Origin of the sequence: Lederbergia citrisecunda, assembly GCF_018343695.1 — a bacterium.
Taxonomy (GTDB): Bacteria; Bacillota; Bacilli; order Bacillales; family Bacillaceae_C; genus Lederbergia; species Lederbergia citrisecunda.
The window spans coordinates 1,477,842-1,504,689 of record NZ_JAGYPJ010000001.1 but is presented as its reverse complement, the minus strand read 5'-3'; the positions used below and the strand labels follow the sequence as shown (position 1 = coordinate 1,504,689).

Annotated in this window: 23 protein-coding genes; 20 read left to right on the top strand and 3 right to left on the bottom strand. The window is 35.8% G+C overall.

From position 1 onward, the window contains the following. Nucleotides 1–198 precede the first annotated feature (198 nt). The 13 genes from bshB1 to nth all read left to right on the top strand — a co-directional run bounded on the left by bshB1 (nt 199) and on the right by nth (nt 14,543). Nucleotides 199–915, top strand: a complete 717-nt coding sequence (gene bshB1, locus KHA93_RS07465) for a bacillithiol biosynthesis deacetylase BshB1 (protein ID WP_213110164.1) — start codon at nt 199–201, stop codon at nt 913–915. Beyond that, nucleotides 912–2,054 carry an N-acetyl-alpha-D-glucosaminyl L-malate synthase BshA gene (bshA, locus tag KHA93_RS07460; RefSeq protein ID WP_213110163.1) on the top strand — a complete coding sequence of 381 codons (1,143 nt, stop codon included), beginning with the start codon at nt 912–914 and terminating at the stop codon, nt 2,052–2,054. Before bshB1 ends, bshA begins: the two co-directional genes overlap by 4 nt. Nucleotides 2,055–2,056: 2 nt before the next feature. Then, a complete protein-coding gene (locus KHA93_RS07455; RefSeq protein WP_213110162.1) occupies nt 2,057–3,250 on the top strand; it encodes a CCA tRNA nucleotidyltransferase in 1,194 nt (397 codons plus the stop codon). Beyond that, on the top strand, nt 3,235–4,218 hold the full coding sequence (locus KHA93_RS07450) for a biotin--[acetyl-CoA-carboxylase] ligase (RefSeq protein WP_213110161.1): 984 nt from the start codon (nt 3,235–3,237) through the stop codon (nt 4,216–4,218). Before KHA93_RS07455 ends, KHA93_RS07450 begins: the two co-directional genes overlap by 16 nt. A gap of 260 nt (nt 4,219–4,478) precedes the next feature. After that, the gene (panB, locus tag KHA93_RS07445) at nt 4,479–5,312 is read left to right on the top strand and encodes a 3-methyl-2-oxobutanoate hydroxymethyltransferase (RefSeq protein WP_213110160.1); all 834 of its coding nucleotides are present in this window, start codon (nt 4,479–4,481) and stop codon (nt 5,310–5,312) included. Nucleotide 5,313: 1 nt separating this feature from the next. Further along, nucleotides 5,314–6,165 (top strand): pantoate--beta-alanine ligase, encoded by an 852-nt coding sequence (gene panC, locus KHA93_RS07440; RefSeq protein ID WP_213110159.1) that lies wholly within the window; start codon nt 5,314–5,316, stop codon nt 6,163–6,165. Nucleotides 6,166–6,179: 14 nt separating this feature from the next. Next, nucleotides 6,180–6,566, top strand: a complete 387-nt coding sequence (gene panD / locus KHA93_RS07435) for an aspartate 1-decarboxylase (RefSeq protein ID WP_213110158.1) — start codon at nt 6,180–6,182, stop codon at nt 6,564–6,566. A 177-nt stretch (nt 6,567–6,743) separates the two neighbouring features. Further along, nucleotides 6,744–9,542: an ATP-dependent DNA helicase DinG gene (gene dinG, locus KHA93_RS07430; protein ID WP_213110157.1), complete on the top strand. Its 2,799-nt coding sequence runs from the start codon at nt 6,744–6,746 to the stop codon at nt 9,540–9,542. 322 nt (nt 9,543–9,864) lie between these two features. Then, complete coding sequence (locus KHA93_RS07425) at nt 9,865–10,341, top strand: cell wall elongation regulator TseB-like domain-containing protein (RefSeq protein ID WP_213110156.1); 477 nt, start codon at nt 9,865–9,867, stop codon at nt 10,339–10,341. Between the two features lie 17 nt (nt 10,342–10,358). After that, the gene (locus KHA93_RS07420) at nt 10,359–11,555 is read left to right on the top strand and encodes a pyridoxal phosphate-dependent aminotransferase (RefSeq protein WP_233711078.1); all 1,197 of its coding nucleotides are present in this window, start codon (nt 10,359–10,361) and stop codon (nt 11,553–11,555) included. Nucleotides 11,556–11,603: 48 nt separating this feature from the next. Further along, nucleotides 11,604–12,896, top strand: coding sequence for an asparagine--tRNA ligase (gene asnS, locus KHA93_RS07415; protein WP_213110155.1), 1,293 nt, complete (start codon nt 11,604–11,606; stop codon nt 12,894–12,896). A 282-nt stretch (nt 12,897–13,178) separates the two neighbouring features. Beyond that, a complete protein-coding gene (locus KHA93_RS07410) occupies nt 13,179–13,874 on the top strand; it encodes a DnaD domain-containing protein (protein ID WP_213110154.1) in 696 nt (231 codons plus the stop codon). Between the two features lie 24 nt (nt 13,875–13,898). Beyond that, on the top strand, nt 13,899–14,543 hold the full coding sequence (gene nth / locus KHA93_RS07405; RefSeq protein ID WP_213110153.1) for an endonuclease III: 645 nt from the start codon (nt 13,899–13,901) through the stop codon (nt 14,541–14,543). Nucleotides 14,544–14,612: 69 nt separating this feature from the next. On the opposite strand, the gene KHA93_RS07400 is transcribed toward nth, so the two are convergent. Then, nucleotides 14,613–17,273 carry a penicillin-binding protein 1A gene (locus tag KHA93_RS07400; protein ID WP_213110152.1) on the bottom strand — a complete coding sequence of 887 codons (2,661 nt, stop codon included), beginning with the start codon at nt 17,271–17,273 and terminating at the stop codon, nt 14,613–14,615. A 30-nt stretch (nt 17,274–17,303) separates the two neighbouring features. Then, entirely contained in the window at nt 17,304–17,909 is a 606-nt protein-coding gene (gene recU / locus KHA93_RS07395; RefSeq protein ID WP_213110151.1) for a Holliday junction resolvase RecU, read from the bottom strand. A 571-nt stretch (nt 17,910–18,480) separates the two neighbouring features. On the opposite strand from recU, the gene KHA93_RS07390 reads away from it, so the two are divergent. The 3 genes from KHA93_RS07390 (at nt 18,481) to KHA93_RS07380 (ending at nt 19,917) form a co-directional block, all read left to right on the top strand. Then, nucleotides 18,481–18,699 (top strand): hypothetical protein, encoded by a 219-nt coding sequence (locus KHA93_RS07390; protein ID WP_213110150.1) that lies wholly within the window; start codon nt 18,481–18,483, stop codon nt 18,697–18,699. A 290-nt stretch (nt 18,700–18,989) separates the two neighbouring features. Next, entirely contained in the window at nt 18,990–19,355 is a 366-nt protein-coding gene (locus tag KHA93_RS07385) for a YppE family protein (protein WP_213110149.1), read from the top strand. Nucleotides 19,356–19,416: 61 nt separating this feature from the next. Beyond that, a complete protein-coding gene (locus KHA93_RS07380; RefSeq protein ID WP_213110148.1) occupies nt 19,417–19,917 on the top strand; it encodes a YppG family protein in 501 nt (166 codons plus the stop codon). Nucleotides 19,918–20,304: 387 nt separating this feature from the next. On the opposite strand, the gene KHA93_RS07375 is transcribed toward KHA93_RS07380, so the two are convergent. Further along, entirely contained in the window at nt 20,305–20,775 is a 471-nt protein-coding gene (locus KHA93_RS07375) for an Hsp20 family protein (protein ID WP_213110147.1), read from the bottom strand. A gap of 133 nt (nt 20,776–20,908) precedes the next feature. Between KHA93_RS07375 and KHA93_RS07370 the strand changes: the two genes are divergently transcribed. The 4 genes from KHA93_RS07370 (at nt 20,909) to KHA93_RS07355 (ending at nt 26,068) form a co-directional block, all read left to right on the top strand. Next, nucleotides 20,909–23,191 (top strand): DEAD/DEAH box helicase, encoded by a 2,283-nt coding sequence (locus KHA93_RS07370; protein WP_285891551.1) that lies wholly within the window; start codon nt 20,909–20,911, stop codon nt 23,189–23,191. Between the two features lie 15 nt (nt 23,192–23,206). Then, nucleotides 23,207–24,436 carry a ribonuclease H-like domain-containing protein gene (locus KHA93_RS07365; protein WP_213110146.1) on the top strand — a complete coding sequence of 410 codons (1,230 nt, stop codon included), beginning with the start codon at nt 23,207–23,209 and terminating at the stop codon, nt 24,434–24,436. A 234-nt stretch (nt 24,437–24,670) separates the two neighbouring features. Further along, the gene (locus KHA93_RS07360) at nt 24,671–25,042 is read left to right on the top strand and encodes a CotD family spore coat protein (protein ID WP_213110145.1); all 372 of its coding nucleotides are present in this window, start codon (nt 24,671–24,673) and stop codon (nt 25,040–25,042) included. Between the two features lie 108 nt (nt 25,043–25,150). Further along, nucleotides 25,151–26,068 (top strand): nuclease-related domain-containing protein, encoded by a 918-nt coding sequence (locus tag KHA93_RS07355; RefSeq protein ID WP_213110144.1) that lies wholly within the window; start codon nt 25,151–25,153, stop codon nt 26,066–26,068. Nucleotides 26,069–26,848: the final 780 nt, after the last annotated feature.

Genomic DNA, 26,848 nt, shown 5'->3' with positions numbered 1-26,848 from the left:
TTTTTAAAGCTATTTGTTGATTGGAGTGAAAGGCGTAGCTAATACGGGTAAGTGGAAACTCACAGTCGTGTCAAGCAAGTCCTTGGAGCGGAAATCAACATTCAGGATTATCAAAGCTTTTTTTTAAAAGGTTAATCAATTATTCATATGAGAACAGTCTTACATGTGAATTGTACTAATCATTAAGGGGCGGCTTTTATGAACCATCACACGGTAGATATTCTAGCTTTTGGAGCACATGCAGACGATGTAGAAATTGGAATGGCCGGTTCATTGGCAAAGTGGTCAGCGGAAGGAAAGAAAATTGTTATTTGTGATTTAACAGAAGCTGAATTGTCATCAAATGGCAATGTGGAAACAAGAAAAAAGGAAGCGAAAACAGCAGCTGATATAATGGGTGCAGTTGATCGAGTAAATTTATGTTTAGCTGATCGAGGGTTATTTTTAACAGATGATCATATTAGAAAAATTGCAAATGTCATTCGAAAATACAAGCCTAAAGTCATTTTTGCACCGTACCACAACGATCGTCACCCGGATCATGGAAATTGTTTTCGTCTTGTGCAAGAAGCTTTTTTTTCTGCTGGAATTAGAAAGTTTGAAGTAGAGGGTGATTATCCACCTCATAAGGCATCATATTTATACCAATATATGATTAATGGATTTGCTTCACCTCATTTTGTAGTTGATACTTCAGACTTTATTGACAAAAAAGTGAATGCACTGCAATCATACGAATCGCAATTTTACATTCCTGATGGTGGAGTACAAACACCTTTAACAGAAGGATATATTGAAACTGTGACAGCAAGGGATAAACTGTTTGGAAAAGAAGTCGGTGTAAAGTATGCGGAAGGATTTCTTTCTAGTAAACCATTATTACTAAATCATAATTTGTTTGGAGAAGGCTTATGAAATTAAAGATAGGAATTACATGTTATCCTACTGTCGGAGGCTCTGGAGTAATAGCAACAGAGCTCGGAAAAATGTTAGCTGAAAAAGGTCATGAAATCCATTTTATCACATCGAATGTTCCTTTTAGACTGGATGTATTGCACCATAATATATTTTTTCATCAAGTTAGTGTAAATCAATATTCCGTTTTTCAATATCCTCCATATGATATCGCTTTAGCTAGTAAAATGGCCGAAGTAATAAAACGTGAACAGCTTGATATTTTACACGTTCATTATGCTATACCACATGCAGTTTGTGCTATTTTGGCAAAACAAATGGCGGGCACTGATGTAAAGATTGTTACTACTTTGCACGGTACGGATATTACAGTACTAGGTTATGATGAAACCCTTGCAGAAGCAATTAAATTTGGTATTGAAAAATCCGATTCTGTTACAGCTGTTTCGAATGCACTAAAATTGCAAACAAATGAAGTGGTTAATGCTGATAAAGAAATTAATGTCATTCATAATTTTATTGACGAACGAATTTATAGGAAAGTTGAGGCAGATCATTTAAAGCAAGCTTACGGAATACAGGATGATGAAAAAGTAATCATTCATGTGTCCAACTTCCGAAAAGTAAAAAGAGTAAGTGATGTAGTCGCAGCCTTTGCAAAAATAGCAACTGCTATTCCTGCTAAACTGTTATTAGTTGGGGATGGCCCAGAAATTTCAAGACTTTGCAAGCTCGTAAAGGAATTAAATATTGAAGATAAAGTTTTATTTTTAGGAAGACAAGATCATTTGGAGGAATTGTATTCCATCAGTGATTTAATGTTATTATTGTCTGAAAAAGAAAGCTTTGGTCTTGTTGCGTTAGAAGCGATGGCTTGTGGTGTCCCATGTATCGGTACGAATGTTGGCGGAATTCCTGAAGTGATTACAGATGGATACAATGGATTTATTTGCAAATTAGGAGATCTAGGAGAAATAAGTAAGAAGGCACTTAGTCTTTTGCAAAATGATTCCCTGCTCCAAGAATTTTCTTATAACGCAAGTATAACTCCTTTGGAACGTTTTCAATCCAGTATGATTGTAGATGAATATGAAAAGCTTTATGAATCTTTAATGCAAAGTGTTGGACAAGGATGGTAGCCATGAATAAAAGCTTTCTAGCTGCAATTCCCATACTTGAAAAAATAGAAAAGGCAGGCTATGAAGCATACTTTGTTGGAGGTGCAGTTAGAGATCATCTTCTCAATAGAGATATTCATGACGTTGACATTGCCACTTCAGCCACACCTCAAGAAATTAAAGATATTTTTCCATCAACTGTCGACGTTGGAATCGAACACGGGACCATCCTAGTCCTATATAAAGGACAAGGATTTGAAGTCACTACATTTAGATCGGAAGCAGATTATGAAGATTTTCGAAGGCCGAAGTCTGTTACATTTATAAGGTCCCTACAGGAAGATTTACGTCGTAGAGACTTTACGATGAATGCAATGGCTATGGATAGAGAGGGAAGATTAATCGATCCATATAACGGAAAGAGCGCGATCAATCATCAAGTAATAGAAACAGTCGGAGAGGCCTCCGAAAGATTTAAGGAAGATGCATTGCGCATCATGAGGGCAATCCGGTTCGTCAGTCAATTAGGTTTCAGCTTAGATGAGAACACCGAAAGAGAAATGGCCAATTCATCCTATTTACTACAACGTATTTCTATTGAAAGAATAACGGCAGAAATGACGAAACTACTTAACGGGATATATAGAGAAAAAGCTTTAAAAATAGCGATAGAAACAAAACTATATTCCTACTGGCCGACTTTATTTAATGATAAAAACATCATACAGTCCATTTTGGCTTTGAAGACAAAGTCATTAAATGAATTGGAATTATGGATTCTTTGTACATATATAGTTAACCAACCTCTTTCAAATGAATTATTAAAAAAATGGAAGCTACCTAGTAAAAAAATCCAGTTTATTTTACGTGCTCTCTCCTATTTGAAATGGCGTAGGGAATACGAATGGACTCATTATGATTATTACCGGGCTGGAAAGGAAATTTCTACTGTAGTAGAGAGGGTCTATCAAACAAGTCTCAATCAAGATATTTCAAAGATTGAAACCAATATTGAAAAGATTTTTATGCGAATGCCTATTTTATCGCGTAGTGACCTAAACATCTCGGGAGAAGACTTATTGAAATGGTGTAATAAACAAGCAGGTCCTTGGGTGAAAGAGGTAATTGAAAGTGTAGAAAAAGCGGTAATTAATAAAGAGATTATCAATGAAGCGGCTGAAATTAAAAGGTGGGTTAAGTCTTGTCATCTTCCGTAAAAAAACAATTATACGAAGCACTCGCAAATGCTGATGGAGAGTATCTATCGGGACAAGCTCTAGCTGACATTATTGGGTGTTCTAGAACTGCAATATGGAAGCACATTGAAGAATTACGAAAATCGGGTTTCGAATTAGAGGCAGTAAGGAAAAAAGGATATCGGTTGATCAGTAAACCAGACAAACTTTCAGATCATGAAATATTAATCGGTTTGGAAACGAAAACAATTGGTCGCCATGTTCACTATTATGAATCTGTGGAATCGACACAACTTATTGCTCATAAGGTTGCTCGAGAAGAAGCACCGGAAGGAACTCTTGTTATTGCAGGAGAGCAAACAGGTGGGAAGGGGAGAATGGCTCGTCCTTGGCATTCTTCCAAACAGCAAGGGATTTGGATGAGCTTAATTATTAGACCGAAGCTCCCACCTGAAAAAGCCCCACAATTTACACTTATTACCGCAATTGCTTGTGCACGTGCAATCGAAGAAGTCACTGGATTAGAAACTAATATAAAATGGCCGAACGATATACTTTATAAAGGAAAAAAACTGACGGGAATACTCACAGAACTTCAAGGTGAAGCAGATAAAGTAAATTTTCTTGTAATTGGAATTGGCATGAATGTTAACCAGAAGAAAGAGGATTTTCCTGAGCACGTTAAAGAAATAGCTTCTTCCTTAGAGATTGAAGCTGGCCATAAAGTGTCGAAAATCGAGATGATTCAAAAAATCCTGAAATACTTTGAAAAATACTATGAACTATATATGGAAAAAGGTTTTGCTCCATTGAAAATATTGTGGGAAAGCTATGCAGCTGGGATTGGGAAACCAATCATCGCAAGAACGATTACCGGAGAAATTTCAGGGATAGCACTTGGTATTTCAAATGAGGGCATTCTGAAAGTAGAAGATGATGAAGGTACTATTCACCATATTTATTCAGCGGATATTGAGTTTCCTACATAGTCATCTTTAAAAAATTTTGTTATAATGCTCTTGATGAATAATTTGTGGCAAATGGGCGGTATCTTTTTTCAGAACTGCACCTTTCATCACTTATTAAATATTTGATTTCTGCCTTGATCCAAAGGGACGGGGACAGAGGACCGAAACGAGTGAAGAATTACAGGAGTCCTTCTGCCTATTTGGAGAGGACTCTTTTTTTACGTAAAAGAAACCACTCGAAATAATTCGTTTCCTCTGAAAGTAAAGGAGGAGAATAAAGAATGAAGCAAACAACGGATTTTTCAAAAATGAAAAAATCTGGAGAAAAAATTGCCATGGTAACGGCATACGATTTTCCACAAGCTAAGCTTGCTGAACATTCAGGAGTAGATATGCTCCTAGTAGGCGATTCATTAGGGATGGTTGTATTGGGATATGAATCTACGATACCTGTCACACTACAAGATATGATTCATCATACGAAGGCTGTAAAAAGAGGAGCAAAAGATACATTTATTGTTTCTGATCTGCCATTTATGACTTATCACGTTAGCAAAGAAGATGCTTTAAGATCTGCAGCTGCACTTATGCAAGAAGGCGGTGCACATGCAGTAAAAGTTGAAGGCGGCGGTGAAGTTATTCAAACAATTAAAACACTTACTTCAGCAGGCGTACCCGTTATGGCGCATTTAGGACTGACACCACAGGCAGTTGGCGTTTTAGGAGGGTACAAAGTCCAAGGTAAAAGTGCAGAAGCAGCAAATGAACTAGTAAATGAATCAATCAAATGTCAGGAAGCTGGTGCATTTGCGATTGTACTTGAATGCATCCCAAAGCAGCTTGCGAGTCTTGTTTCTTCTAGACTGGATATTCCGACAATAGGTATTGGTGCTGGAAATGAAACGGATGGCCAAGTTCTTGTCTATCATGATTTATTGACATTCGGGGTTGATCGTGTGCCGAAATTTGTAAAACAATATGGTGATATTAATACATTAACGAAGGAAAGTATCCAGCAATACGTTGCCGAAGTGAAGAATTCTTCTTTTCCTGAGGAAAAACATTCATTTACGATGAATGATACTGAATTAGAGTTGTTGTATGGAGGAAAGTAATATGGAAATTATCACTTCAACAAAAGCTATGCAAGAACGAGCTATAGAACTGAAAAAACAAGGACATTCTATTGGCTTTACCCCGACAATGGGATTTTTGCACGAAGGTCATTTAAAATTAGTCAAACATTCTTCGCAACAGAATGATATAACGGTTATGAGTATATTTGTAAATCCCCTTCAATTTGGACCAAACGAAGACTTTGATGCTTATCCTCGAGATGTTGAAAGAGATAAAAAGCTAGCGGATAATGCAGGAGTGAGTATTTTATTTTTACCTGAGCGCTCTGATATGTATCCAAACGAACCATCGTTTGAAATAAATGTGGCGAAAAGAACGGATGTCCTTTGTGGCAGAAGCCGGCCAGGACATTTTAACGGTGTTGCGACCATTTTAATCAAGCTTTTTAATATCATAATGCCTGAAAAAGTTTACTTCGGCATGAAAGATGCTCAACAAGTAGCAGTAGTCGATTCTTTAATCAAAGATTTTAATTTTCCAATCCATCTCATACCTGTTGAAACGGAAAGAGAAGAAGACGGCCTAGCAAGAAGCTCAAGAAATGTTTATTTGTCGGATGAAGAACGCAATCAGGCACCACATCTTTACAAAGGATTACAAAAAGGTGCCGAAGCGATACGAAATGGTGAGATAAATCCAGCAACTGTTATTCATATCGTGGAAGAGTATATAAAGACTAATACAAATGGTAAAATAGATTATATTGAATTATTAAGTTTTCCAGATCTAGAAGCATTAAACAAAGTGCATGGAAAAATTATTATTGCACTTGCAGTAAAGTTTTCTAAAGCAAGATTAATTGACAATATCATTCTAGAGACACAATCATAAGGAGGTCCAACATCATGTTTCGTACGATGATGAATGGAAAAATCCATAGAGCTACAGTTACAGAAGCTAATTTAAACTATGTAGGCAGTATTACAATAGATGGAGACATTCTAGAAAAAGTTGGGATGTTGCCAAATGAAAAAGTGCAAATTGTAAATAATAATAATGGAGCAAGATTTGAAACATATATTATTGAAGGGGAAAAAGGGTCGGGTGTCATTTGTGTGAACGGGGCTGCTGCAAGGCTAGTTCAACCGGGTGATATCGTCATTATTATTTCATATGCTTTAGTTCCTGAAGAAAAAGCACATTCACATCGACCTAAAATTGCTCTTATGACGAAAGATAATAAAATTAAAGATATGATTCATTACGAACCAGAAATGACAATTTATCAGTAATAGGCGGAAGGTAATATTGTTAATTAAACCAGTCCAATTATGTAATAAATGGGCTGGTTTTTTTCCTGAATAGCTTATATATGATACAATTGGTCAAGAGTAAATAAAGTACAATAGCAAGCTCAGTACCATTATATTCGTGGTACTTACGCTTTTTTATTAGGGTGTGGTATGTATATGTCGCGTAAATATGTTGTTGTCGATTTGGAAACGACAGGAAATACCCATGATCGTGGAGATCGTATTATTCAATTTTCTGCAGTTGTGATTGAAAATTTACAAATCGTGGATCAGTATACAACTTTTATTAACCCTGGAATTCCCATACCTCCATTTATAGAGGAACTAACGGGTATTCATGATGGGATGGTTCAAGATGCACCGGAATTTAAAGATGTTGCCACAAAAATAAACACTCTGCTTCAAGATGCTATTTTTGTTGCACATAATGTTATATTCGATCTTCGTTTTTTACGAAATGAGTTAGAAAAAGAAGGATATGAAAATATTGGCTTGGATTCAATCGATACAGTAGAATTTGCTAAAATTCTTTTCCCTACTGCATCAAGTTATAAGCTTTCTGAACTGGCCGAATTGCTTCAATTAGAGCATGAAAATCCTCACCAAGCTGATAGTGATGCTTTAGTTACTGCAGAATTGTTGTTAATTTTAATAGAACGTACAAGGTCTTTACCGCTTATTACATTGGAAAAGCTATCAGATATGGCTTATTCGTTAAAAAGCGACTTATACATCATTTTCCAAAGTATTTTAAAAGAAAAACGAAAAAACATTGAAAACTTACAAGAGGATCTAGAAGTTTTTCGAGGAATTGCTCTAAAGAAAAAAATGATCCCACAAAAAATCCATGATGAGAGATCATTATCTTATCCAATAAGTATAGAAGATAAGATGGATCTATTATCGCACACAAAGAATTTTAAGCTTCGTACTGGACAAATGGAAATGATGGATATCGTGTATCAATCTTTCTTAAACAACAAAATAGCTGTTATTGAAGCTGGGACGGGTACGGGAAAAACATTAGGGTATTTACTGCCATCCTTGTATTTTGCAATTACCCAAAAACAACCATTGATCATTAGTACATACACAATTCAAATGCAAGATCAAATTTTCAATGAAATAGTCCGTTTGAAAGAAATGATACCATTTCCTTTTCAAACCTCAACGTTAAAAGGGCGCAGCAACTACATAAACATGTTGAAATTCGAACAATCTTTATATGATAAAGATCTCCATTATGATACTGTCATTACTAAAATGCAATTGCTTGTTTGGTTAGTGCACACAGAAACTGGAGACATGGATGAACTAAATGTGTCAAGTGGTGGAAAATTATATAAACAAAGAGTTAAACATGATGGCTGGTTTTTTCAAAAAGAAAAAGACCCATGGTTATCGCATGATTTTTATATGTATGCTCGAAATCTTGCTTCATGTGCTGATCTTGTCATAACGAATCATTCGATGTTACTCGTTGATACGGAAAAAGATCAAAACATACTTCCTGATTATCATTATGTTGTCATTGATGAGGCGCATAATTTAGAGAAGGCAGCTAGTAATTGTTTTGGAAAAAAGCTTGAGTACAATGGTCTGAAATTTTGGATTGGACGTCTAGGAACATTAGATAAAAATCATATATTTAACAAATTAGAAAAACTATTAGAGAAGAAAGGATTGTCTCCGTCTCTACATCCTTTTGAATTAGAACAATTAATTATCCAGCTAGAAATGGAAATTGATGATTTATTTAACATGTTAGGAAAAAAGATTGTTCAACAGTATGAAAGAAAATCAAATAAAACTACAAAGCAACAATTACGTATAACGGAATCAATGATATCAGATCGTAAATGGCTACCCATCATAATATGTGCAGAAAGAGTTTATGATTATTTCCGTACGATAAGCAAAGAGCTTGAACAACGACTTATGTTACTAAAGCAAGAGAATAAAAACATTGCTGATCGCGAACAAGCTTTTTTAGCAGAAATGAATAGTTTTTTTAAAGACTGGTTAAAAATCGGGGAAAAAATATATCAGTTATTATTAAAGCCTTCAAATGAATATGTATTCTGGTTAGAGGGTGACATTCGAGCCATTCCTAATAGCATTGGCATATATGCACAGCCCGTAAATCCGGGAAACGAATTATTTAATCGTTTTTTCAATCAAAAAAAGAGTGTGGTCATGACTTCCGCTACACTTACGGTCAATCATTCTTTTGATTATTTTTTAAAGGAATTAGGGTTACCAAAAGAAGTTGTGACAGAAAAAGTCATTAGCTCACCTTTTGATTATCAAAAAATGGTAAAATTAATGATTCCTTCAGATTTACCCGAAGTTCGCGGAACTGTTAATGATGAATATATTGAGGCGATATCTAGTCATATCATTTCACTAGCTGATGCAACTGACGGAAGAATGCTCGTTCTTTTTACATCGTATGATATGCTGCGTAAAACATATCAACTGATTAAAGATTCCAATGCTCTAGAGGACTTTATTCTTCTTGCGCAGGGGATTACAGGTGGAAGTAGAACAAGGCTTACACGGAATTTTCAACAATTTAATAAATCGATTCTTTTCGGTACAAGTAGTTTTTGGGAAGGAGTGGACATTCCTGGGGAAGATTTATTATGTTTAGTAATTGTTAGACTTCCTTTTTCACCACCTGATGAACCAATAACAGCTGCTAAATATGAATTAATCAAAAATAATGGTAAGAATCCTTTTTCTGAGTTTGCCTTACCGGAAGCTGTGATCCGATTTAAGCAAGGATTCGGTCGACTAATTAGAACGGAATCTGATCGTGGTGTAGTTATTGTATTAGATAGAAGGATTGAAACGACGAGCTATGGGAAGAATTTTATAAATTCAATTCCTAACATATCTATAGAACGTGGTCCATTAAATAATATTTTATCATCCATTGAAAAATGGCTATAAATTTGAGGCTGTGTCTTAGACACAACCTCAATTTGTGGGCTTATGTTGTAATTTTTTAAAGGATCCGCAATTTTTCATCTTGCATCGTAATATTTCTTGATATAATGAAGAATATGCGTATTTGTAGTATTACCAAAAACGTAGATGCTATCATGTCAATTTTTGTTTGGTGACGAGGAACAATACCATTACAACCTAATCAAAATTGACGATGCATTTAATCAGACATGAAGAGAGAAAGATCTTATGTTTGGACTTGCTCTTGACAGAAATGAAAAAGATACAGGTATTTTTCTATCTTTAAAACATAAGGTGGTTTTCGATGAAAAAGTGGATTTTAATCATATTTCCATTAATAATATTAATAATATCTGCATCTTTATATGTGTATATAGATGCTAGAGCCCCTTTATTAAAAGCCGAGCAATATGCTGAACAAAGGGCTAAAACAGAAGCGCATTTAGTAAGCAATGATGAATTTTTTGTGTATCATGGAACAAAGACTTATTATGTAATCAAAGGTAAAAATGAGAAAGGAACCGAAACGATTGTTTGGATTCCTGAGGAAAGCAAAAAAGACATTATCATAAAAAAAGCCTCAGATGGTATTTCTGAAAAAGATGCAATATCAAAGCTGATTCAAGAAGAAAATCCTAAAAAAATTCTTGGGGCGCGGCTAGGGATGGAAAAAAATTTACCAATATGGGAATTATCCTATTTAGACCAAAACTCAAAACTCAATTATTATTACATTCATTTTGACTCAGGGAAATGGTGGAGAAAAATTGAAAATTTATAGTAGAAAGAGGAATGACGATGACCATCAATTTAGCGCAACGTGTTGATGCTCTTACACCATCTTCAACATTAGCGATTACTGCGAAAGCAAAAGAGTTGAAATCACAAGGGCTAGACATTATTGGACTTGGAGCAGGAGAGCCTGATTTTAACACACCAGATAATATTATTGAAGCAGCTTACCATTCCATGAAGGATGGTTTCACAAAATATACCCCTGCAGCAGGACTGCCAGAGTTAAAAAAAGCAGTCATCAATAAGCTGGAAAGAGACCAAGGTCTTACATATAAACCATCAGAAATTATTATTGGAAATGGGGCGAAGCATGTTCTATTTACTCTTTTCCAAGTTATTTTAAATGATGGGGATGAGGTTATTATTCCTACTCCTTATTGGGTGAGCTATCCTGAACAAGTAAAATTGGCAGGTGGAGTTCCAGTATATGTAGAGGGAAAAGAAGAAAATGATTATAAAATTACACCTGATCAATTAAAATCTGCCATTACTAATAAAACAAAAGCGATTATCATCAATTCTCCGAGTAATCCAACAGGAATGATTTATTCGCAAGCTGAGCTTTCTGCACTGGGTGAACTATGCTTAGAACATAATATTCTTATTGTTTCGGATGAAATCTATGAAAAATTGGTTTACGACGAAAACAAACACATATCCATTGCGCAAATTTCACAACCTCTAAAAGATATGACTATTATTATAAACGGTGTATCAAAATCTCATTCTATGACGGGTTGGAGAATTGGATATGCAGCAGGTCATGAAAAAATTGTTGCAGCAATGGCAGACCTTTCTAGTCATTCTACATCTAATCCGACTACTACATCTCAGTACGGAGCGATCGAAGCATATAATGGACCACAAACAGCTGTAGAACAAATGAGGCAGGCGTTTGAAGAAAGGTTAAACATAATATATGATAAATTAGTGGCAATTCCTGGTGTAGAATGCAAAAAGCCACAAGGTGCTTTCTATTTATATCCAAATTTTAGAGAAGCTGCTAGAATTGCTGGATATGAAGATGTTGATCAATTAGTAGAAGCGTTGCTTGAAGAAGCGCTTGTTGCCGTAATTCCTGGTTCAAGCTTCGGTTCACCAAATAATATTCGTATATCGTATGCCACATCTCTTGAGGCATTAGAAGAAGCTGTAAGCCGCATACATTCTTTTATCGAGAAAAAAAGTAATAGCCGCTAATATACAGTTACCACTATAGACATAAAAGGTTTCGAAAGGAATGTTAATGTGAAAACAACGATTTCAGAAGTTCATAAATATGTAGGTCAAGAAGTAAGAATAGGAGCATGGGTAGCGAATAAACGTTCAAGTGGAAAAATCGCCTTTTTACAATTAAGAGACGGTTCTGGCTTTATTCAAGGTGTAGTCGTTAAAAATGATGTTAGTGAAGATACATTTCAAAAAGCAAAATCAATATCTCAAGAATCCTCGCTTTATGTTACAGGAACTATTCAAGAAGATAGTCGTTCACCTTTTGGTTATGAACTTTTAGTAACAAACATTGAAGTGATTCATGAAGCGGTTGATTATCCGATAACACCAAAAAATCATGGCACTGAGTTCTTAATGGACCATCGTCATTTATGGCTAAGATCACGCAAGCAGCATGCTGTAATGAAAATTAGAAATGAAGTAATCCGTGCTACTTATGAATTCTTTAATCAAAATGGATTCGTAAAGGTAGATCCACCCATATTAACGGGAAGCGCCCCAGAAGGAACGACAGAATTATTTAAAACTAAATATTTTGATGAAGATGCTTTTTTATCGCAAAGTGGACAGCTTTACATGGAAGCCGCTGCAATGGCGTTAGGAAAAGTTTTCTCATTTGGTCCAACATTCAGAGCGGAAAAATCCAAAACCCGCAGACATTTAATTGAGTTTTGGATGATCGAACCTGAAATGGCCTTTTACGAATTCGAGGATAGTTTAAAAGTTCAAGAAGAATATGTTTCATACATCGTTCAATCTGTTTTGAAAAATTGTTCTCTTGAATTAGATCGATTGGAAAGAGATAAATCGAAATTGGAAAATATTACGGCTCCGTTTCCAAGGATCACATACGATGATGCCATTAAATTTTTACATGAAAAAGGCTTTGATGATATAAAGTGGGGAGATGATTTTGGGGCACCTCATGAAACAGCTATCGCCGATTATTTCGATAAGCCGGTATTCATTACACATTACCCAACCGTCATTAAACCTTTCTACATGCAGCCTGCTCCTAACCGTGACGATGTTGTCTTATGTGCTGATATGATTGCACCTGAAGGGTATGGTGAAATCATTGGTGGTTCGGAACGGATTCACGATTATGAATTATTGAAACAAAGAATTGAGGAACATCATTTACCGTTAGAGGCGTACGAATGGTACTTAGATCTTTCAAAATACGGTTCTGTGCCACACTCTGGATTCGGCCTGGGCTTAGAACGAACGGTGGCGTGGATTTCAGGCGTTGAACACGTAAGGGAGACTATTCCATTCCCACGCTTGCTAAATCGTTTATATCCGTAAATAATTGAAATCTGTCCTAATACCCATCCATCTTTTTATCGATAGATGGGTATTTTGTTATTTTTTTGTTGTATGAATGCTCTTTGTTTATTTTGCCACTTTGTTGATTGGTGCATAAGGCGAGAGAATCCTGCGGGAAATACTGGTAAGGGATAGCACGTAGGCGCTACCAAGCATCTAAGAGTCGCCTTCCTCGAGCGGATTCAGCAAGTATTAAAGAGCTTCTTTTTAAAATATGAATCACAGAACATGGTATAATCGATGTAAGTGAGGTGCGTAAGCATGAATAAAGATTTGATGGTTTCTTGGATTGAATCAGGTATGATCCAAGTTCCTTATTTATTAATGAGCAAATATCGGGAAATTGGTCTTGATGAGAAAGAACTGGTCGTTTTATTACAAATCATTTCTTTTGTTGAGAAGGGGAATGAATTCCCTACACCCGAACAAATAGCCAAGCGTATGACAATTACGAGTAGTGAGTGTACTTCAATCTTAAGAAGGCTTGTGCAGCTTGAGATGATTAAAATAGAAAAAGGTTACTCCGATGATGAAGTAAGATATGAAAGATATTCTTTAGCGCCTTTATGGTTAAAATTAGCTGAACAATTAATAGCAGAAAAAAAGCAACTGGATCTTGAAACGGTATTTCAAGAAGAAAAGGATATTTATTCAACGTTTGAACAAGAATTTGGCCGCCCTCTTTCTCCTCTGGAATGTGAATCACTTGCCATGTGGATTGACCAAGATGGACAGAACCCTGTTATTATAAAAGCGGCATTACGAGAAGCGGTTATGTCTGGTACTGTTAATTTTCGATACATCGATCGAATCTTATTTGAATGGAAAAAGAATGGTATTACAACCATAGAGCAAGCAAAGGTGCATAGTTTAAAGTACAGGCAAAAATCAAGACAAGCAAGTCAACCTAGTAAAAGTTCCAATACTGTTCCCTTTTATAACTGGCTAGAGCAGTAATCATAGCCAAGTAGGTGATAATAAATGTTAAATAAACAACAAATTCGTTTTTGCTTAGATGAAATGGCTAAAATGTTTCCAGATGCCCATTGTGAATTGGTTCATTCAAACCCATTTGAACTTGTAGTTGCAGTTGCTCTTTCAGCACAATGTACGGATGCTCTAGTCAACCGTGTGACTGAAAATCTTTTTAAGAAATATAAAACACCAGAAGATTATTTATCAGTGCCTCTAACTGAACTTGAATCCGACATAAGATCGATTGGATTATTTCGTAATAAAGCAAAAAATATTCAAAAATTATCTAAATTGCTAATAGAAGAGTACGATGGTATAGTACCTTCAGAGTATGAAGAATTAATAAAACTTCCTGGAGTTGGCAGGAAAACAGCCAATGTAGTAATGTCTGTAGCATTTGGAATTCCAGCAATCGCAGTAGATACTCATGTAGAAAGAGTTACTAAACGATTGGCGTTTTGTCGTTGGAAGGATAGTGTTTTGGAAGTCGAAAAAACATTAATGAAGAAAATCCCTAAAGATGAATGGTCAGTCACTCATCATCGGTTGATATTTTTTGGAAGATACCATTGTAAAGCCCAAAACCCGCAATGCACGATTTGTCCGTTATTAGAAGTGTGTAGGGAAGGGAAAAAGAGAGTGAAAATTTAATGTAATGAGAAAAAAAGAACTAGGTGCACTCATCTTTTTGATGTAGCCACCTAGTTCTTATATTATTATTTAGTTTCCACCTTCAGAGCCATTGGCTGGCTCAGTTGGTTCTCCAGGATTCTCTTCTCCAGGTGGTTCAGGATTGGAATTATCATCTCCAGGATTAGTAGGTTTCTTTGTTCCTCCTGAATCAGATCCATTATCTCCTTGACCTGGTTTTTTTCCGTTATTTCCGCTGTTACCATTATTTTCTTTGTTTTTATCTTTATCTTTATCTTTGTCTTTATCTTTGTCCTTGTCTTTACCGTTACCATGATCATTACTTTGATTCTCGTCAGGTGGAGCAGGCTCTTCTTCTTCAATTTTTGGCACAGTCACGCTTGCTGTACCAGGTGTACTTCGTTGTTGATCGGTTACTGCGGTAACTTCAATGGAATAAGTGATTTCAGGTTTAGCATTTTTGATTGTATAACTTTGCTCGTTTATGATTCCTAGAGATTGCTTCTTCCCGTCAGATGACTTAATTGTTACATCAAACTTAAGTTTTTTATCTTTTGTCTTCGGATGATCCCAAGCGAATGCAACTTCATTTTCCGCTTCACGATATTCACCGCTAACAGAAGGAGCATCAAGCTTATCAAATACAGTAGAAACTTCTTTAGGCTCTTTACCTGCAACAAATAATTCATAGATGATATTACTATTTGGTGTATACTTACTTGGTTTTTTAGCAGGATTAGAACCTTTTTCTACAGCAGTTTTCACAACACTTTTAGGCATTGGAAAATCTGGAGTGTCGATCCCGGATGATACATGGGTCATTAAATTTGTATAAAGTTCTTTTGCGATTTGTTGGTCATTCGTACCATATCGTAATGGAATACTTCGTTTTTCATACCCTGTCCAAACAGCAATGGTGTAATTCGTGGTGTATCCAGCAAACCAAGCATCTGGTACATCACCTCTATTTAGGCCATATTTTTGTATATCATCAGTGGAATAATTTGTTGTTCCTGTTTTCGCAGCTGCAGGAAGTCCTGGAATGATTGCTGACTTTCCAGTTGCACCTTGTTTATAAGACAATACGTCTTTTAGCATATCTGTAACCATATAAGCAGTAGAATCTTTCATTGCAAGGGTTGGTTTGATTTTATTCGATATTTCTGTTTCTCCATCACGTAAAACAATTTTCTTAACGGTATGAGGCTTGTTATACATCCCGTTATTACCGAAAGTAGCATAAGCTCCTGCTAATTTTAACGGAGAAACATTTTCTATTCCACCGATAGAGGCAGATTCATACAAGTCTTTGCCAAAATCCATACCAATATTAGCAGCAAATTCCTTTGCACGATCAGCCCCAACTTCTTGGAATGCCTTTAGTGCTGGAATGTTTCTAGAACGATATAGTGCTTCACGGATAGACATACGTCCAAGATGGCCTTGGTCAAAGTTATTGATTGTTTCACCAGTAGAATATTTATATGGTTCATCTACAATTTGTTCGTATGTTGACCAGTTTAAATATTCGATGGCAGGACCATAATCCAATATAGGCTTAATTGTTGAACCAGGTTGGCGATCTGATAACTGTGTTGCAAAATTTCGCCCGCGTTTAATATCTTTATATCTGTTTCCACCGATTGCACTGATTTCACCTGTTTTTGTATCTAACATTACAAGTCCTGCTTGCATTTTATCATCAGGAAATTGGACGATGTCGTCTGTATAAAACATTTTCTCAGTGTATTCTTGTGCATCAGGGTCCAGGGTAGTATAGATTTTCAAGCCATCCGCATATACGTTGTATTCGCCCATTTCTTCGACTTCACGAATAACTTGATCGACGAAAGAATCATATTTATAAGGATTCGCCTTATTATTTTCTTCTGGAACTAATGTTTTTGTTATAGGAATTTTTTTCGCCTTGTCCATTTCCTCTTTCGTTATTTTTCCATGTTGATACATAAGAGAAAGCACAAGATTTTTTCTTTTTTCTGCTCGCTCAGGGTGTTTGTAAGGGTCGTATCCATTAGGTAATTGTGGTAACCCAGCTAAAAAGGCTCTTTCTTGGAGCTCTAAGTGATCAAGATCTTTATTAAAATAAAACTTTGACGCAGTTTCAATTCCATGGATTCCATTGCCGTAGTAAATTTTATTGACGTACATTTCAAATATTTGCTGCTTCGTATAGTGTTGTTCAAGTTTATAAGATAACCAAGCTTCTTGGGCTTTTCTTTTTAGTTTTTTCTCGTCTGATAAATAAGTTTTTTTAACTATTTGTTGAGTAAGAGTTGAGCCGCCTTCAGCTCCAAATCCACGTGTAACATTAGCAAAAACGGCTCCAGCAAGTCTGCGGAAGTCAATGGCACCATGTTTGTAAAACCGTGCATCTTCTGCGGCTAAAACAGCATCTTCGACTTTTTTAGGAATTTTATCATATTCAACATAATCTCTTTTTTCAGTTCCTAGCACCGCGTATACATCACCATTTTTATCTAACACTTCAGATGCAATTGGATCGATTAAAAGTACTTTATCAAGTGGAGGCGCATCTTTTGCATAAATTGCAAATGTAGTTGCTCCTGCAATCAGACCGACAACTCCAATAAGAAAGAAAGTCAAAAAGATTGCTTTTATTATTTTTTTTGATTTCTTTTTAGTTTTTTGTTTTTTTACAGGAGCTTGTGTTTTTCTTCGCTCCATACGTGTTTTATAATTTTCTGCCATAAGCAGTATTCCTCACTTTCTAAGAGATGATTATACAAGTAATAAATGCTGAATTACTTTTAAATAATCGATTCTCGGATGTAAACCATATTCAATACGATGTCCGCAGCTAATAATTTCATCTTTTTTTATAGATTTTCTTCCTCCGTTTTCCATACGTTCCCAAAATAAAAATAAGTCTTTGCTTTCTAATAAAAATACTTCATCTGTACTTACAAAACGCAAAATTACGAATGCAATACCATTATGACTCACCACATTTTTCATGTGGTTAATCTGGTGTTCGTGAAAATTCCGTAATGGAAACGATGTAGCACTCTGGGTTTCCTTCGCTTCAAAATCGATATATTTACCTTTGTATACGCCATTATAATCGGTAGTGGATGCTTGGCGAAAATATGCTTCTTTTATAACAGCTGTACTTCGAGATTGATAGTCTACTTGAACTATTTGGATCGGAGTTGGTTTTTTATGAATAACAGCAGTTCCGTTAGATAAATAATACATATTCGTATCATTTAAATCTTCTTCGAGCGTCATGCCTCTCTTACCGTAAGAAATAATTTTCTCTTTGTTCTTCGGTATGAGCTTTTGCTGGGACGTATATTTCCTTCCATTTGGATAATGAAATTCCATTTACCTACACCTCACTCGCTAAATTATACCACAGCAGAGAAAAATGACTGTTAGATGAATAAAAAATGTTTTAAGAGCCATCCTGATAATGGAAAGGAAATATATTTCGCTATAACATTATTTGACGGACTAAGGCATCAATATGTTTCACTTTTTTTGAAAAAGTTGATTTTGACTTTAAGTTAATTGGAGAAGAAGGGGTGGACTCCTGTTGATTAAATAGAGATCCCGCAGGTACGTTTATCACCGAAGAGTCTGCTTCACCCACGGAAATCAACATACAAGTTTAACAGAACCCAAGAAAAAAATGAATAGGAGTATATTAATATGGAAAACAAAAAAGGTCAAAGAAAAGAAAATAAGAGAAATGAGCAAAAAAAAGCTGGAGAAGGGAACCCAAAGTTAACAGGTCCTAATAGACCTTCAACCTAAATATTTGTCGAACCAAATCCAAAAAAATTCCTATTTATCCACTTTGTTTAGCGAATCTCTTCTAGTTTTGTCAGTCACGAAGGAAGTAAAAAAATTATACAGAATAACATAGAAAAGGGTGTGAATGGAGGCTGACAAAATGACTAAAAATGAAATGATTGAGAGGCTTGAGTCAATTAGCTCCCAAATAGATCATCTAGAAAAAATGATAGAACAAAAATCATTGCAGAATCGGCGAGCAATGTATAATTCGATGGAATTACGCGAGCAGCAGCTAGAACGTACAATAAGAAAACTAGAAACTTCTTTTGAAGAAAAAAGAAGCCATCAGTCAGAAGCATTAAGTGAAGCAATTTAATCATTGTAAGATAAGGAAACTTGAAAACATCGTAAATAAACAGTAGAATTAAGGAAATATTTAGAAAGCAGCTATTGAGCTGCTTTCTGTTTGTATTCAAACTAATTCTAAAGTACATTCAGACTAGTTAAAAACGCTTGTCTTTAGAGGCACGAAGCCTTCTGTGGAGCGAAGTTGCCATACTCCGCAATGAGCTTCACTAGAAGGCGAGCAACGAAGAAAGTAAGCGTTTGTCAACAGTCAGAAAGCAGCTATCAAGCTGCTTTTTAGTATGTAAGGGGAGCTATACTATGAAAATCGATGAATTACGCAATTTAACAGAAACACTGCTTCAATACAATGAGGAAGCAAAGAAAAATTTTATCCTCTCCAGGGAGACGGGTAAGCAGGGAGATTTTTTTAAAGAAGTCAAACCGTTTGCAGATAAGGTAAAAGATTGTTGTGAACAATGGGAACCGCTGGCAATGGAATGGGTAATGAGTGAGAGCCCAAAAAACCTGCATGCGTTGCAAATTAGAAATACTGCGGAAAATATACAAATGGTTTCAGTTAGAGCATTTTTTCCTGATACAAGCTTAAATAAATTTAAGAGTCATATTCAATCCATTGATTTTATTTTAAGGAGAATGTTAGAACGTCTGGAAGTTTCTTCATGACACCTTTTTCTGAATATAGGCATATAGTATAGTACCTTAAATTACTCAGGGGGCTTGTTTTATGCTGCATCGATACCGAAATGTTCATATGCCACCGGGAATGCCAATGGGGCCACCTTATCAACATACAAATGCTCAGTTCCCCCATCCTTATGGCATGTATCCATCGCAATTCTCTAATATGCATGGAATTCCTTCACCCTACCCACAAATGCCTTATATGAACGGGATGCAGTATCCGTATACTCATACGGATCAAGGGTTGTATCATAATGGAAACGACAATCAAGCGAGTCAATTGTTTCAAAACCCTTTACAGCCTGAGGATGGATATTTTTATGAAAAGTATGCTAATCAACAAGGTTTACCAAACGCTTATCCTAAACCGCCTCAACTACCAAAACCTCCTAATGGAGGATTTAATACAGTTTTAAATTCTTTTAAAACGCAAACGGGTTCACTTGATATAAATAAAATGGTGAACACTGCGGGCCAAGTAGTAAACGCAATAAATCAAGTATCCAATATGGCAAAGGGTATAGGTGGTATTTTCAAAGTTTAGAGTAAAGGCTCTTTATGATTTTGCTCTCAAACGCTAGCTATCCGCAGGCGGCAAGCGATTCCTCAGTGATTAAAAGTGCCTGCGGGGATTTCCCTTGCTCTTCATTCCTGGAAGATATTTTTAGCCTTGAGTAAAAACAGCAATTTACAATAAAAGAGTTAAAGTAAAAAGAATAAAAGGAATCGTTGTACAGCGATTCCTTTTTTGTATTATATGAAAAAATCTATTAAAGTACTCATTTTCTAAACATTGCTTAAATTATTAGCTTCTGATGCATGATTCTAGCAAAATAGAATCGGAGGCAATAAAAGTCAAGTACCAGACTTTTTTGCCTCACAACAGTTGCATGTCGGCACTGATTCGAATTCCAATTGCTTTTTTTCCTTTTTAGCCAATATTTATTTTCTTTCCTTTTTTCTTTGGAACGATGACGGTCAAGACTCCGTCTTCGTAATTTGCTGTTACCTTCCCTTGATCAATTGGTTTCGAGAAAGGGATTGTACGTGAAGATTGCTTCCAAGATTCCTTTTTATGAATAATTGTATTTTCTTTATCTTCTTTTGTGACAGATTCTCGATGGTTGACTGTTATCGTTATATATTGTGGAAGAATTTCAATGTTGATCTGTTCTTTTTTCGTCCCTGGGATTTGTGCTTGGACAATATATTCCTTGTCGTTTTCTTTTAGTTCAGCCACAAATCCGCCAAATGGCTTTGAGTGTAAAAAAAAGTCATCCATACTTTGTAAAAAATTCTTATCTGACCGTTCCGAAAAAAGCCGATTCATATTACTCATTAGTTGGTTGAAAGGCTCGAATAAAGGATGTTCTTCCCTTTTAGACGGCCGATTTTCCGCCATTGTAAAGCACCTCCTTCTCACTTTATCCTATTGTATGAAGAAGAAAAACAAAGAGTTCTTTTCATCATATTTCATATTCCAACCACTATGAAAACGAACGCTTATTCGCTAAAATGAAGAAGAGGTGATTAGTTTGAATTGGAAAAAGAATTTTAATGATATATTGATGGAGTTAAAAACAAATCCTGCTTTTAAAGAGAACATTGTTGGCTGGCATACTTTGCAAGAGGAACCAGCTAAAACAACTCCATTCCCTCACGATTTACATCCTGATTTAGTGAAATCTTTACAAAATAAAGGGATAAACGAATTATATATTCATCAAAAAGATGCCTATGAATTCGCAATGTCCCATCACAGCCTAACAGCTGTTACTCCGACAGCATCAGGGAAGACATTATGCTACAACTTACCAGTTCTTCAAACGATTTTACATAATCATTCGGCTCGTGCATTATATATATTTCCAACAAAAGCCCTTGCGCAAGATCAAAAGAGTGAAATACATGAAGTGATTGATGCTGCTGGATTACCGATAAATAGTTATACGTATGATGGGGATACACCTGCAAATATTCGCCAAAAAGTAAGGAGAGCGGGGAATATCGTTATTACAAACCCTGATATGCTTCATTCCGCCATTTTGCCTCATCATACAAAATGGGTTTCGTTATTTGAAAATTTAAAGTTCGTTATTCTGGATGAACTTCATATTTATCGAGGAGTTTTTGGAAGTCATGTAGCAAATGTCATTCGCAGGTTAAAAAGAATTTGTCGCTTTTATGGTTCGAATCCCGTTTTTATTTGTACATCTGCAACAATTGCGAATCCAAAGGAACTTGGCGAAAAGCTTACGGGTGAAAAAATGAAGTTGATTGATAATAATGGTGCACCTCGTGGAACAAAACATTTTATTTTTTACAATCCACCTATCGTCAATCAACAAATGAACATTCGTAGAAGTGCTACATTGGAAGTGAGAAAGCTTGCTAGGGAATTTTTAAAAAATAAAATTCAAACAATTATTTTTGCAAGAAGTCGTGTGAGAGTAGAAATTATACTTACTTATTTGCAAAATTTGGTTAATAATCAGCTAGGTCCCAAATCTATTAGAGGTTACCGAGGAGGCTATCTGCCTACCCAACGAAGAGAAATTGAAAAAGGTTTGAGGAATGGGGATATTTACGGAGTTGTAAGTACAAACGCTCTTGAACTTGGTGTTGATATTGGCCAACTTCAAGTATGTATGATGACAGGGTATCCAGGAACAATTGCAAGTGCTTGGCAACAGGCAGGTAGAGCGGGAAGGAGACGAGCAGAATCATTAGTAATCATGGTTGCAAGTTCTTCGCCACTTGATCAGTATATTATTGAAAATCCGAATTATTTCTTTCACCAAAATCCGGAAACCGCACGAATAAATCCTGACAATCTTATTATTCTTGTAGACCATTTAAAATGTGCAGCTTATGAATTGCCTTTTGAAGAGGGCGAGCAGTTTGGAGATTTAGAAATAGAAGAAATTTTGGAATTTTTAACAGAAGAAAGAGTACTCCATAAAAATGGGGATAAGTGGTACTGGATGAATGATTCTTTTCCCGCTCATAATATAAGTTTGCGCTCTGCTTCACAAGAAAATGTTATCATTGTTGACCAAACCGATCGTTCAAATGTAAAAGTCATTGGTGAAATGGATACATTTAGTGCGATGACGCTTTTGCATGATGAGGCTATTTATTTACATCAAGGAATTCAATACCAAGTTGAATATCTTGATTGGGAAGAAAAAAAAGCTTTCGTTGCGGAAGTTGAAGTTGATTATTTTACAGATGCGAATCTAGCTGTTCAACTAAAAGTATTAGAAGAGGATAAAAGAAAAGAGACTGCGGATGCAGAGATTGCCTTTGGGGATGTCACCGTGAATGCAATGGCAACTATTTTTAAAAAGATCAAGTTTGAAACTCATGAAAATATTGGCTCTGGTCCAATCCATTTACCAGAAATGGAATTGCACACAAATGCAGCTTGGATCTCTTTAAATAAAGAATTAAAAGAAATTGGAATGGAAGATTTAGAATATGGATTAATTGGCTGTTCACATGCTTTAAAAGCCATTATTCCATTATTTGCGATGTGCGATCCAGCTGATATTCATACGGTTCCGCAAGTAAAAGCAGCCGTAAACGCTAAACCGACGATTTTTATTTATGATCAATACCCTGGAGGCATTGGCATTAGCGATAAAGTTTTTGAATTGATGCCAAAAATTTTAGAAGAAGCTAGAAATCTTGTTGCTCAATGTCGTTGTAATGATGGATGTCCTTCATGTATAGGCACGGATATTTCCACAATCCGAACGAAAGAGATTACAATTAAGCTGTTAGAGATTATGCTTAGTGCATCACGTGAAGAGTAAGGAGATGGTCGTAAAATGTCTCTGAAAAACAAACTGAATCGTTTTAAAGCACATATGAGTATAGAGGATACAAGTGACGGTGCTAAAGAAATAATTGATACAAAACCTCATCGTTCAGCTACGTTACCTTTTTTGGACGAGTGGGAAAAAGCAGGAGCTTCTCCTTACTTTTACGATAATCAATTTTGTTATATAAAAGAGATCCGCTATCCATTAGATTACAAACATGGAAAGTATATGTTAAAAGAGTTTCTTTCAGCATTTTCTATGTGGGAGGAATTTTCAGGAAATCATCCATTATCAGCAAAAGGAATGTCTCCTTCGGATTTATTTTTCTTTGATACGGAAACGACAGGATTATATGGAGGAGCAGGGAACACAATCTTTTTACTTGGACATGCCCGCTATGAAAGTAATGAATTTGTATTGCGTCAGCACTTTTTACCTGAACCTGGATTTGAAGTATCTTTATATAAAAGTTTTTTAGAAAGAGTTGATTATACAACCCTCGTGACATATAACGGGAAGTCATTTGATTGGCCACAAGTAAAGACACAGCATACACTTGTTCGTCAACATGTTCCTAAACTGCCTGCCTTCGGTCATTTTGATTTATACCATGCATCTAGAAGGCTTTGGAAGAATAACCTAGAATCTGTAAAACTTGCAAGAGTAGAAGAAGAGATTTTAGATGTAAAAAGAACTGACGATATCCCGGGCTTTCTTGCTCCTATGATTTATTTTGATTATGTTGAAAGAAAGAATCCTGAAGCCATATTAAAAGTTCTAGAACATAATGAAATGGATATTTTATCTTTGATCACATTATATACTCATTTAACATATCAAATTCTAGGAGTCGATCCGAGTCAAACACCGAATGAAAAAATGCTTATTGCAGAATGGTATCAATATATTGGGGAACGTGAATTAGCCGCCTCTACATTTGAATCTGCTGCTGGGGAAGGCGATTTTTCAGCTAAACATCAATTAGCATATTATTTAAAAAGAGCAAAAAATTATGATGATGCAAAATCTTTATGGTTAGAAGTAATTGCTTATGGAGACGATTTCGTCAAAAAAGAGGCATATATAGAATTAGCCAAATTGATGGAGCACCAGTACAAGGATTTTGTTCAAGCCACTAACTATACAAGAGCTGCGATGGAATTACATTCATCGAAAGTAGATCGTTTTTTTGAAAATGCTAATAAAAGAATGAATCGGCTTTTGAGTCGGAAATAAATTGAGAAATAATTCAGTCATCATTTCCCGGGCAAGCGCAGTATTCGACCGAATTCAGGATTTTTCATAAATTCTTACATTATTTGCAAAAAATTAGTCGGAAGATGGCTTTATATTTCAAAAAACAATAAGAAAGTTTTGCAAAATATAGGTATTATGATTAGTACATGTGTCAGTCCTTTCTCATAGGCTGTAAGTGTAAAGCGATATATGAAAAAGAAAGGAGCATTCGGCATGTTTAATCCTTGCAATCCTTGCCACACACAGGTGTGCCCGCCAATTATTCATCCGACTCAATGCTGTGTAAACCATACGTGTACAAATGTCATTGTACCAGAAATCCATCCTTCTCATACGACAACAGTAAATCATGAAAACATTATTCACGAGCATTATTTCCCACACACAGCATCAGTTGTCAATGAAGTCACTCAGGAAAATGTTATTATGCCGGGCCCAGGACCTGGTTATGGTGGAGTTCCTGGTCCAGGATTCGGTCCGGGGTTTGGTGCCCCAGGTTTTGGCCCAGGTGGTTTTGGACCGGGAGTCGGCCCAGGATTCGGCCCAGGGGTCGGACCAGGTTTTGGCCCAGGATTCCCGTATTAAAAATTCTTTTAGACGAGGATATGCGAGAGCATCCTCGTTTTTTTGTGCATACATCCTTGTCCAATGATTTGTAATTTCTTACAATTAAGATAACTAAAATAAGAGGATGTGAAAAAGATTATTAAACCGAGAGTTGAAAGTATTGAGTTGGTGGTGTATAGGATTGTAAAACGTAGGATGGTTGTATCGATTGAAGAGTCGAAGCACTTAACTAGACTTGAAAAAGGTTTTGAAGGAGAGCTATTATTTGATGAAAGAATAGATAAGAGTTCGAAAGAATGGCTTATTCTCAATGATTTACAGTTAAAAAGTAACAATACAGAATTCCAGATTGATTCGTTTCTTATAACTCAAAAAACGATTTTTTTGTTTGAGATTAAAAATTACGAAGGAGACTATTATATTGAAGGTGATAAATGGTATTACACCAATGGAACTGAAATACAGAACCCTTTGACGCAGTTAGAAAGAAGTGAATTTCTTATTCGACGGTTGCTCCAAGAGCTCGGGTATAGCATGCCGGTCGAATCCTTTATTATCTACATTAACCCCGATTTTCACTTATATAACGCCCCGCGAAATCTCCCAATAGTATATCCAACCCAACTGAATCGTTTTTTTGAAAAGCTTAATAATATCCCAACAAAAGTAACTGAGTACCATAAGAGGTTAGCGAAAAAACTAATTTCCCTCCACAAAGATGAATCAACTTTTACAAAATTACCGAAATATAGTTATGAGGAACTGCAGAAAGGAATTATGTGTGTTTTCTGTTATTCATTTGATATTATAGCCATAAAAAGGGCCGTAAAATGTAAAAGTTGTGACAAAATAGAAGATAAAACAATTGCAATTATTCGAAGCGTAGACGAATATGTATTATTATTTCCTGATAGAAAAATTACAACAAATGATATTTACGAATGGTGCAATGGAATTGTTTCTAAGAAATCAATTCAAAGAATATTAATAAAAAACTTTATTTTAAAAGGAAATGCAAAATCGACATACTATATAAGAAAATAAATTAACGTTTACACAAAATTTATAGTCAAGTGATTGGGAAGGAATTTTCGTTTTTATTATATTTTAGTTTCAATTTAAGATGATCGGGAAATAACCAGGTCAATAATTGATTTACTGTCTCTATTGAGCGTGAATGGGGACAGAACTAAGTCAATAAAAGGTTTACAGTCTCAATTGAGCGTGAATCGGGAAATAACCAGGTCAATAATTGATTTAATGTCTCTATTGAGCGTGAATGGGGACAGAACCAAGCCGATAATTGGTTTACTGTCTCGATTGATCGTGAATGGGGACAGAACCAAGCCGATAATTGGTTTACTGTCTCGATTGATCGTGAATGGGGACAGAACCAAGCCGATAATTGGTTTACTGTCTCGATTGATCATGAATGGGGACAGAACCAAGCCGATAATTGGTTTACTGTCTCGATTGAGCGTGAATGGGGACAGAACCAAGCCGATAATTGGTTTACCGTCTCGATTGAGCGTGAATCGGGAAATAACCAGGTCAATAATTGATTTAATGTCTCTATTGATCGTGAATGGGGACAGAACCAAGCCAATAATTGGTTTACTGTCTCGATTGATCGTGAATCGGTACAAAACCAAGTCAAAAAAATGATTTACTGTCTCAATTGAGAGTGAATGGGGACAGAACCAAGTCATTAAATGTTTTACTGTCTCGATTGAGCGTGGATCGGGACAAAACCAAGTCAATAAATGATTTACCGTCTCGATTGAGTTTAATCGAGATGAGAATCAGTGCTGATTCGTCGAAAAA

Coding starts and splice junctions, on each gene's coding strand:
- recU (WP_213110151.1), bottom strand. CDS start 17,909: ATGGAATTTCATTATCCAAATGGAAGGAAATATACGTCCCAGCAAAAG.
- KHA93_RS07380 (WP_213110148.1), top strand. CDS start 19,417: ATGCTGCATCGATACCGAAATGTTCATATGCCACCGGGAATGCCAATG.
- KHA93_RS07385 (WP_213110149.1), top strand. CDS start 18,990: ATGAAAATCGATGAATTACGCAATTTAACAGAAACACTGCTTCAATAC.
- bshB1 (WP_213110164.1), top strand. CDS start 199: ATGAACCATCACACGGTAGATATTCTAGCTTTTGGAGCACATGCAGAC.
- KHA93_RS07425 (WP_213110156.1), top strand. CDS start 9,865: ATGAAAAAGTGGATTTTAATCATATTTCCATTAATAATATTAATAATA.
- KHA93_RS07420 (WP_233711078.1), top strand. CDS start 10,359: ATGACCATCAATTTAGCGCAACGTGTTGATGCTCTTACACCATCTTCA.
- KHA93_RS07365 (WP_213110146.1), top strand. CDS start 23,207: ATGTCTCTGAAAAACAAACTGAATCGTTTTAAAGCACATATGAGTATA.
- KHA93_RS07400 (WP_213110152.1), bottom strand. CDS start 17,273: ATGGCAGAAAATTATAAAACACGTATGGAGCGAAGAAAAACACAAGCT.
- nth (WP_213110153.1), top strand. CDS start 13,899: ATGTTAAATAAACAACAAATTCGTTTTTGCTTAGATGAAATGGCTAAA.
- KHA93_RS07375 (WP_213110147.1), bottom strand. CDS start 20,775: ATGGCGGAAAATCGGCCGTCTAAAAGGGAAGAACATCCTTTATTCGAG.
- bshA (WP_213110163.1), top strand. CDS start 912: ATGAAATTAAAGATAGGAATTACATGTTATCCTACTGTCGGAGGCTCT.
- KHA93_RS07410 (WP_213110154.1), top strand. CDS start 13,179: ATGAATAAAGATTTGATGGTTTCTTGGATTGAATCAGGTATGATCCAA.
- KHA93_RS07360 (WP_213110145.1), top strand. CDS start 24,671: ATGTTTAATCCTTGCAATCCTTGCCACACACAGGTGTGCCCGCCAATT.
- dinG (WP_213110157.1), top strand. CDS start 6,744: ATGTCGCGTAAATATGTTGTTGTCGATTTGGAAACGACAGGAAATACC.
- panD (WP_213110158.1), top strand. CDS start 6,180: ATGTTTCGTACGATGATGAATGGAAAAATCCATAGAGCTACAGTTACA.
- KHA93_RS07390 (WP_213110150.1), top strand. CDS start 18,481: ATGACTAAAAATGAAATGATTGAGAGGCTTGAGTCAATTAGCTCCCAA.
- panB (WP_213110160.1), top strand. CDS start 4,479: ATGAAGCAAACAACGGATTTTTCAAAAATGAAAAAATCTGGAGAAAAA.
- KHA93_RS07455 (WP_213110162.1), top strand. CDS start 2,057: ATGAATAAAAGCTTTCTAGCTGCAATTCCCATACTTGAAAAAATAGAA.
- panC (WP_213110159.1), top strand. CDS start 5,314: ATGGAAATTATCACTTCAACAAAAGCTATGCAAGAACGAGCTATAGAA.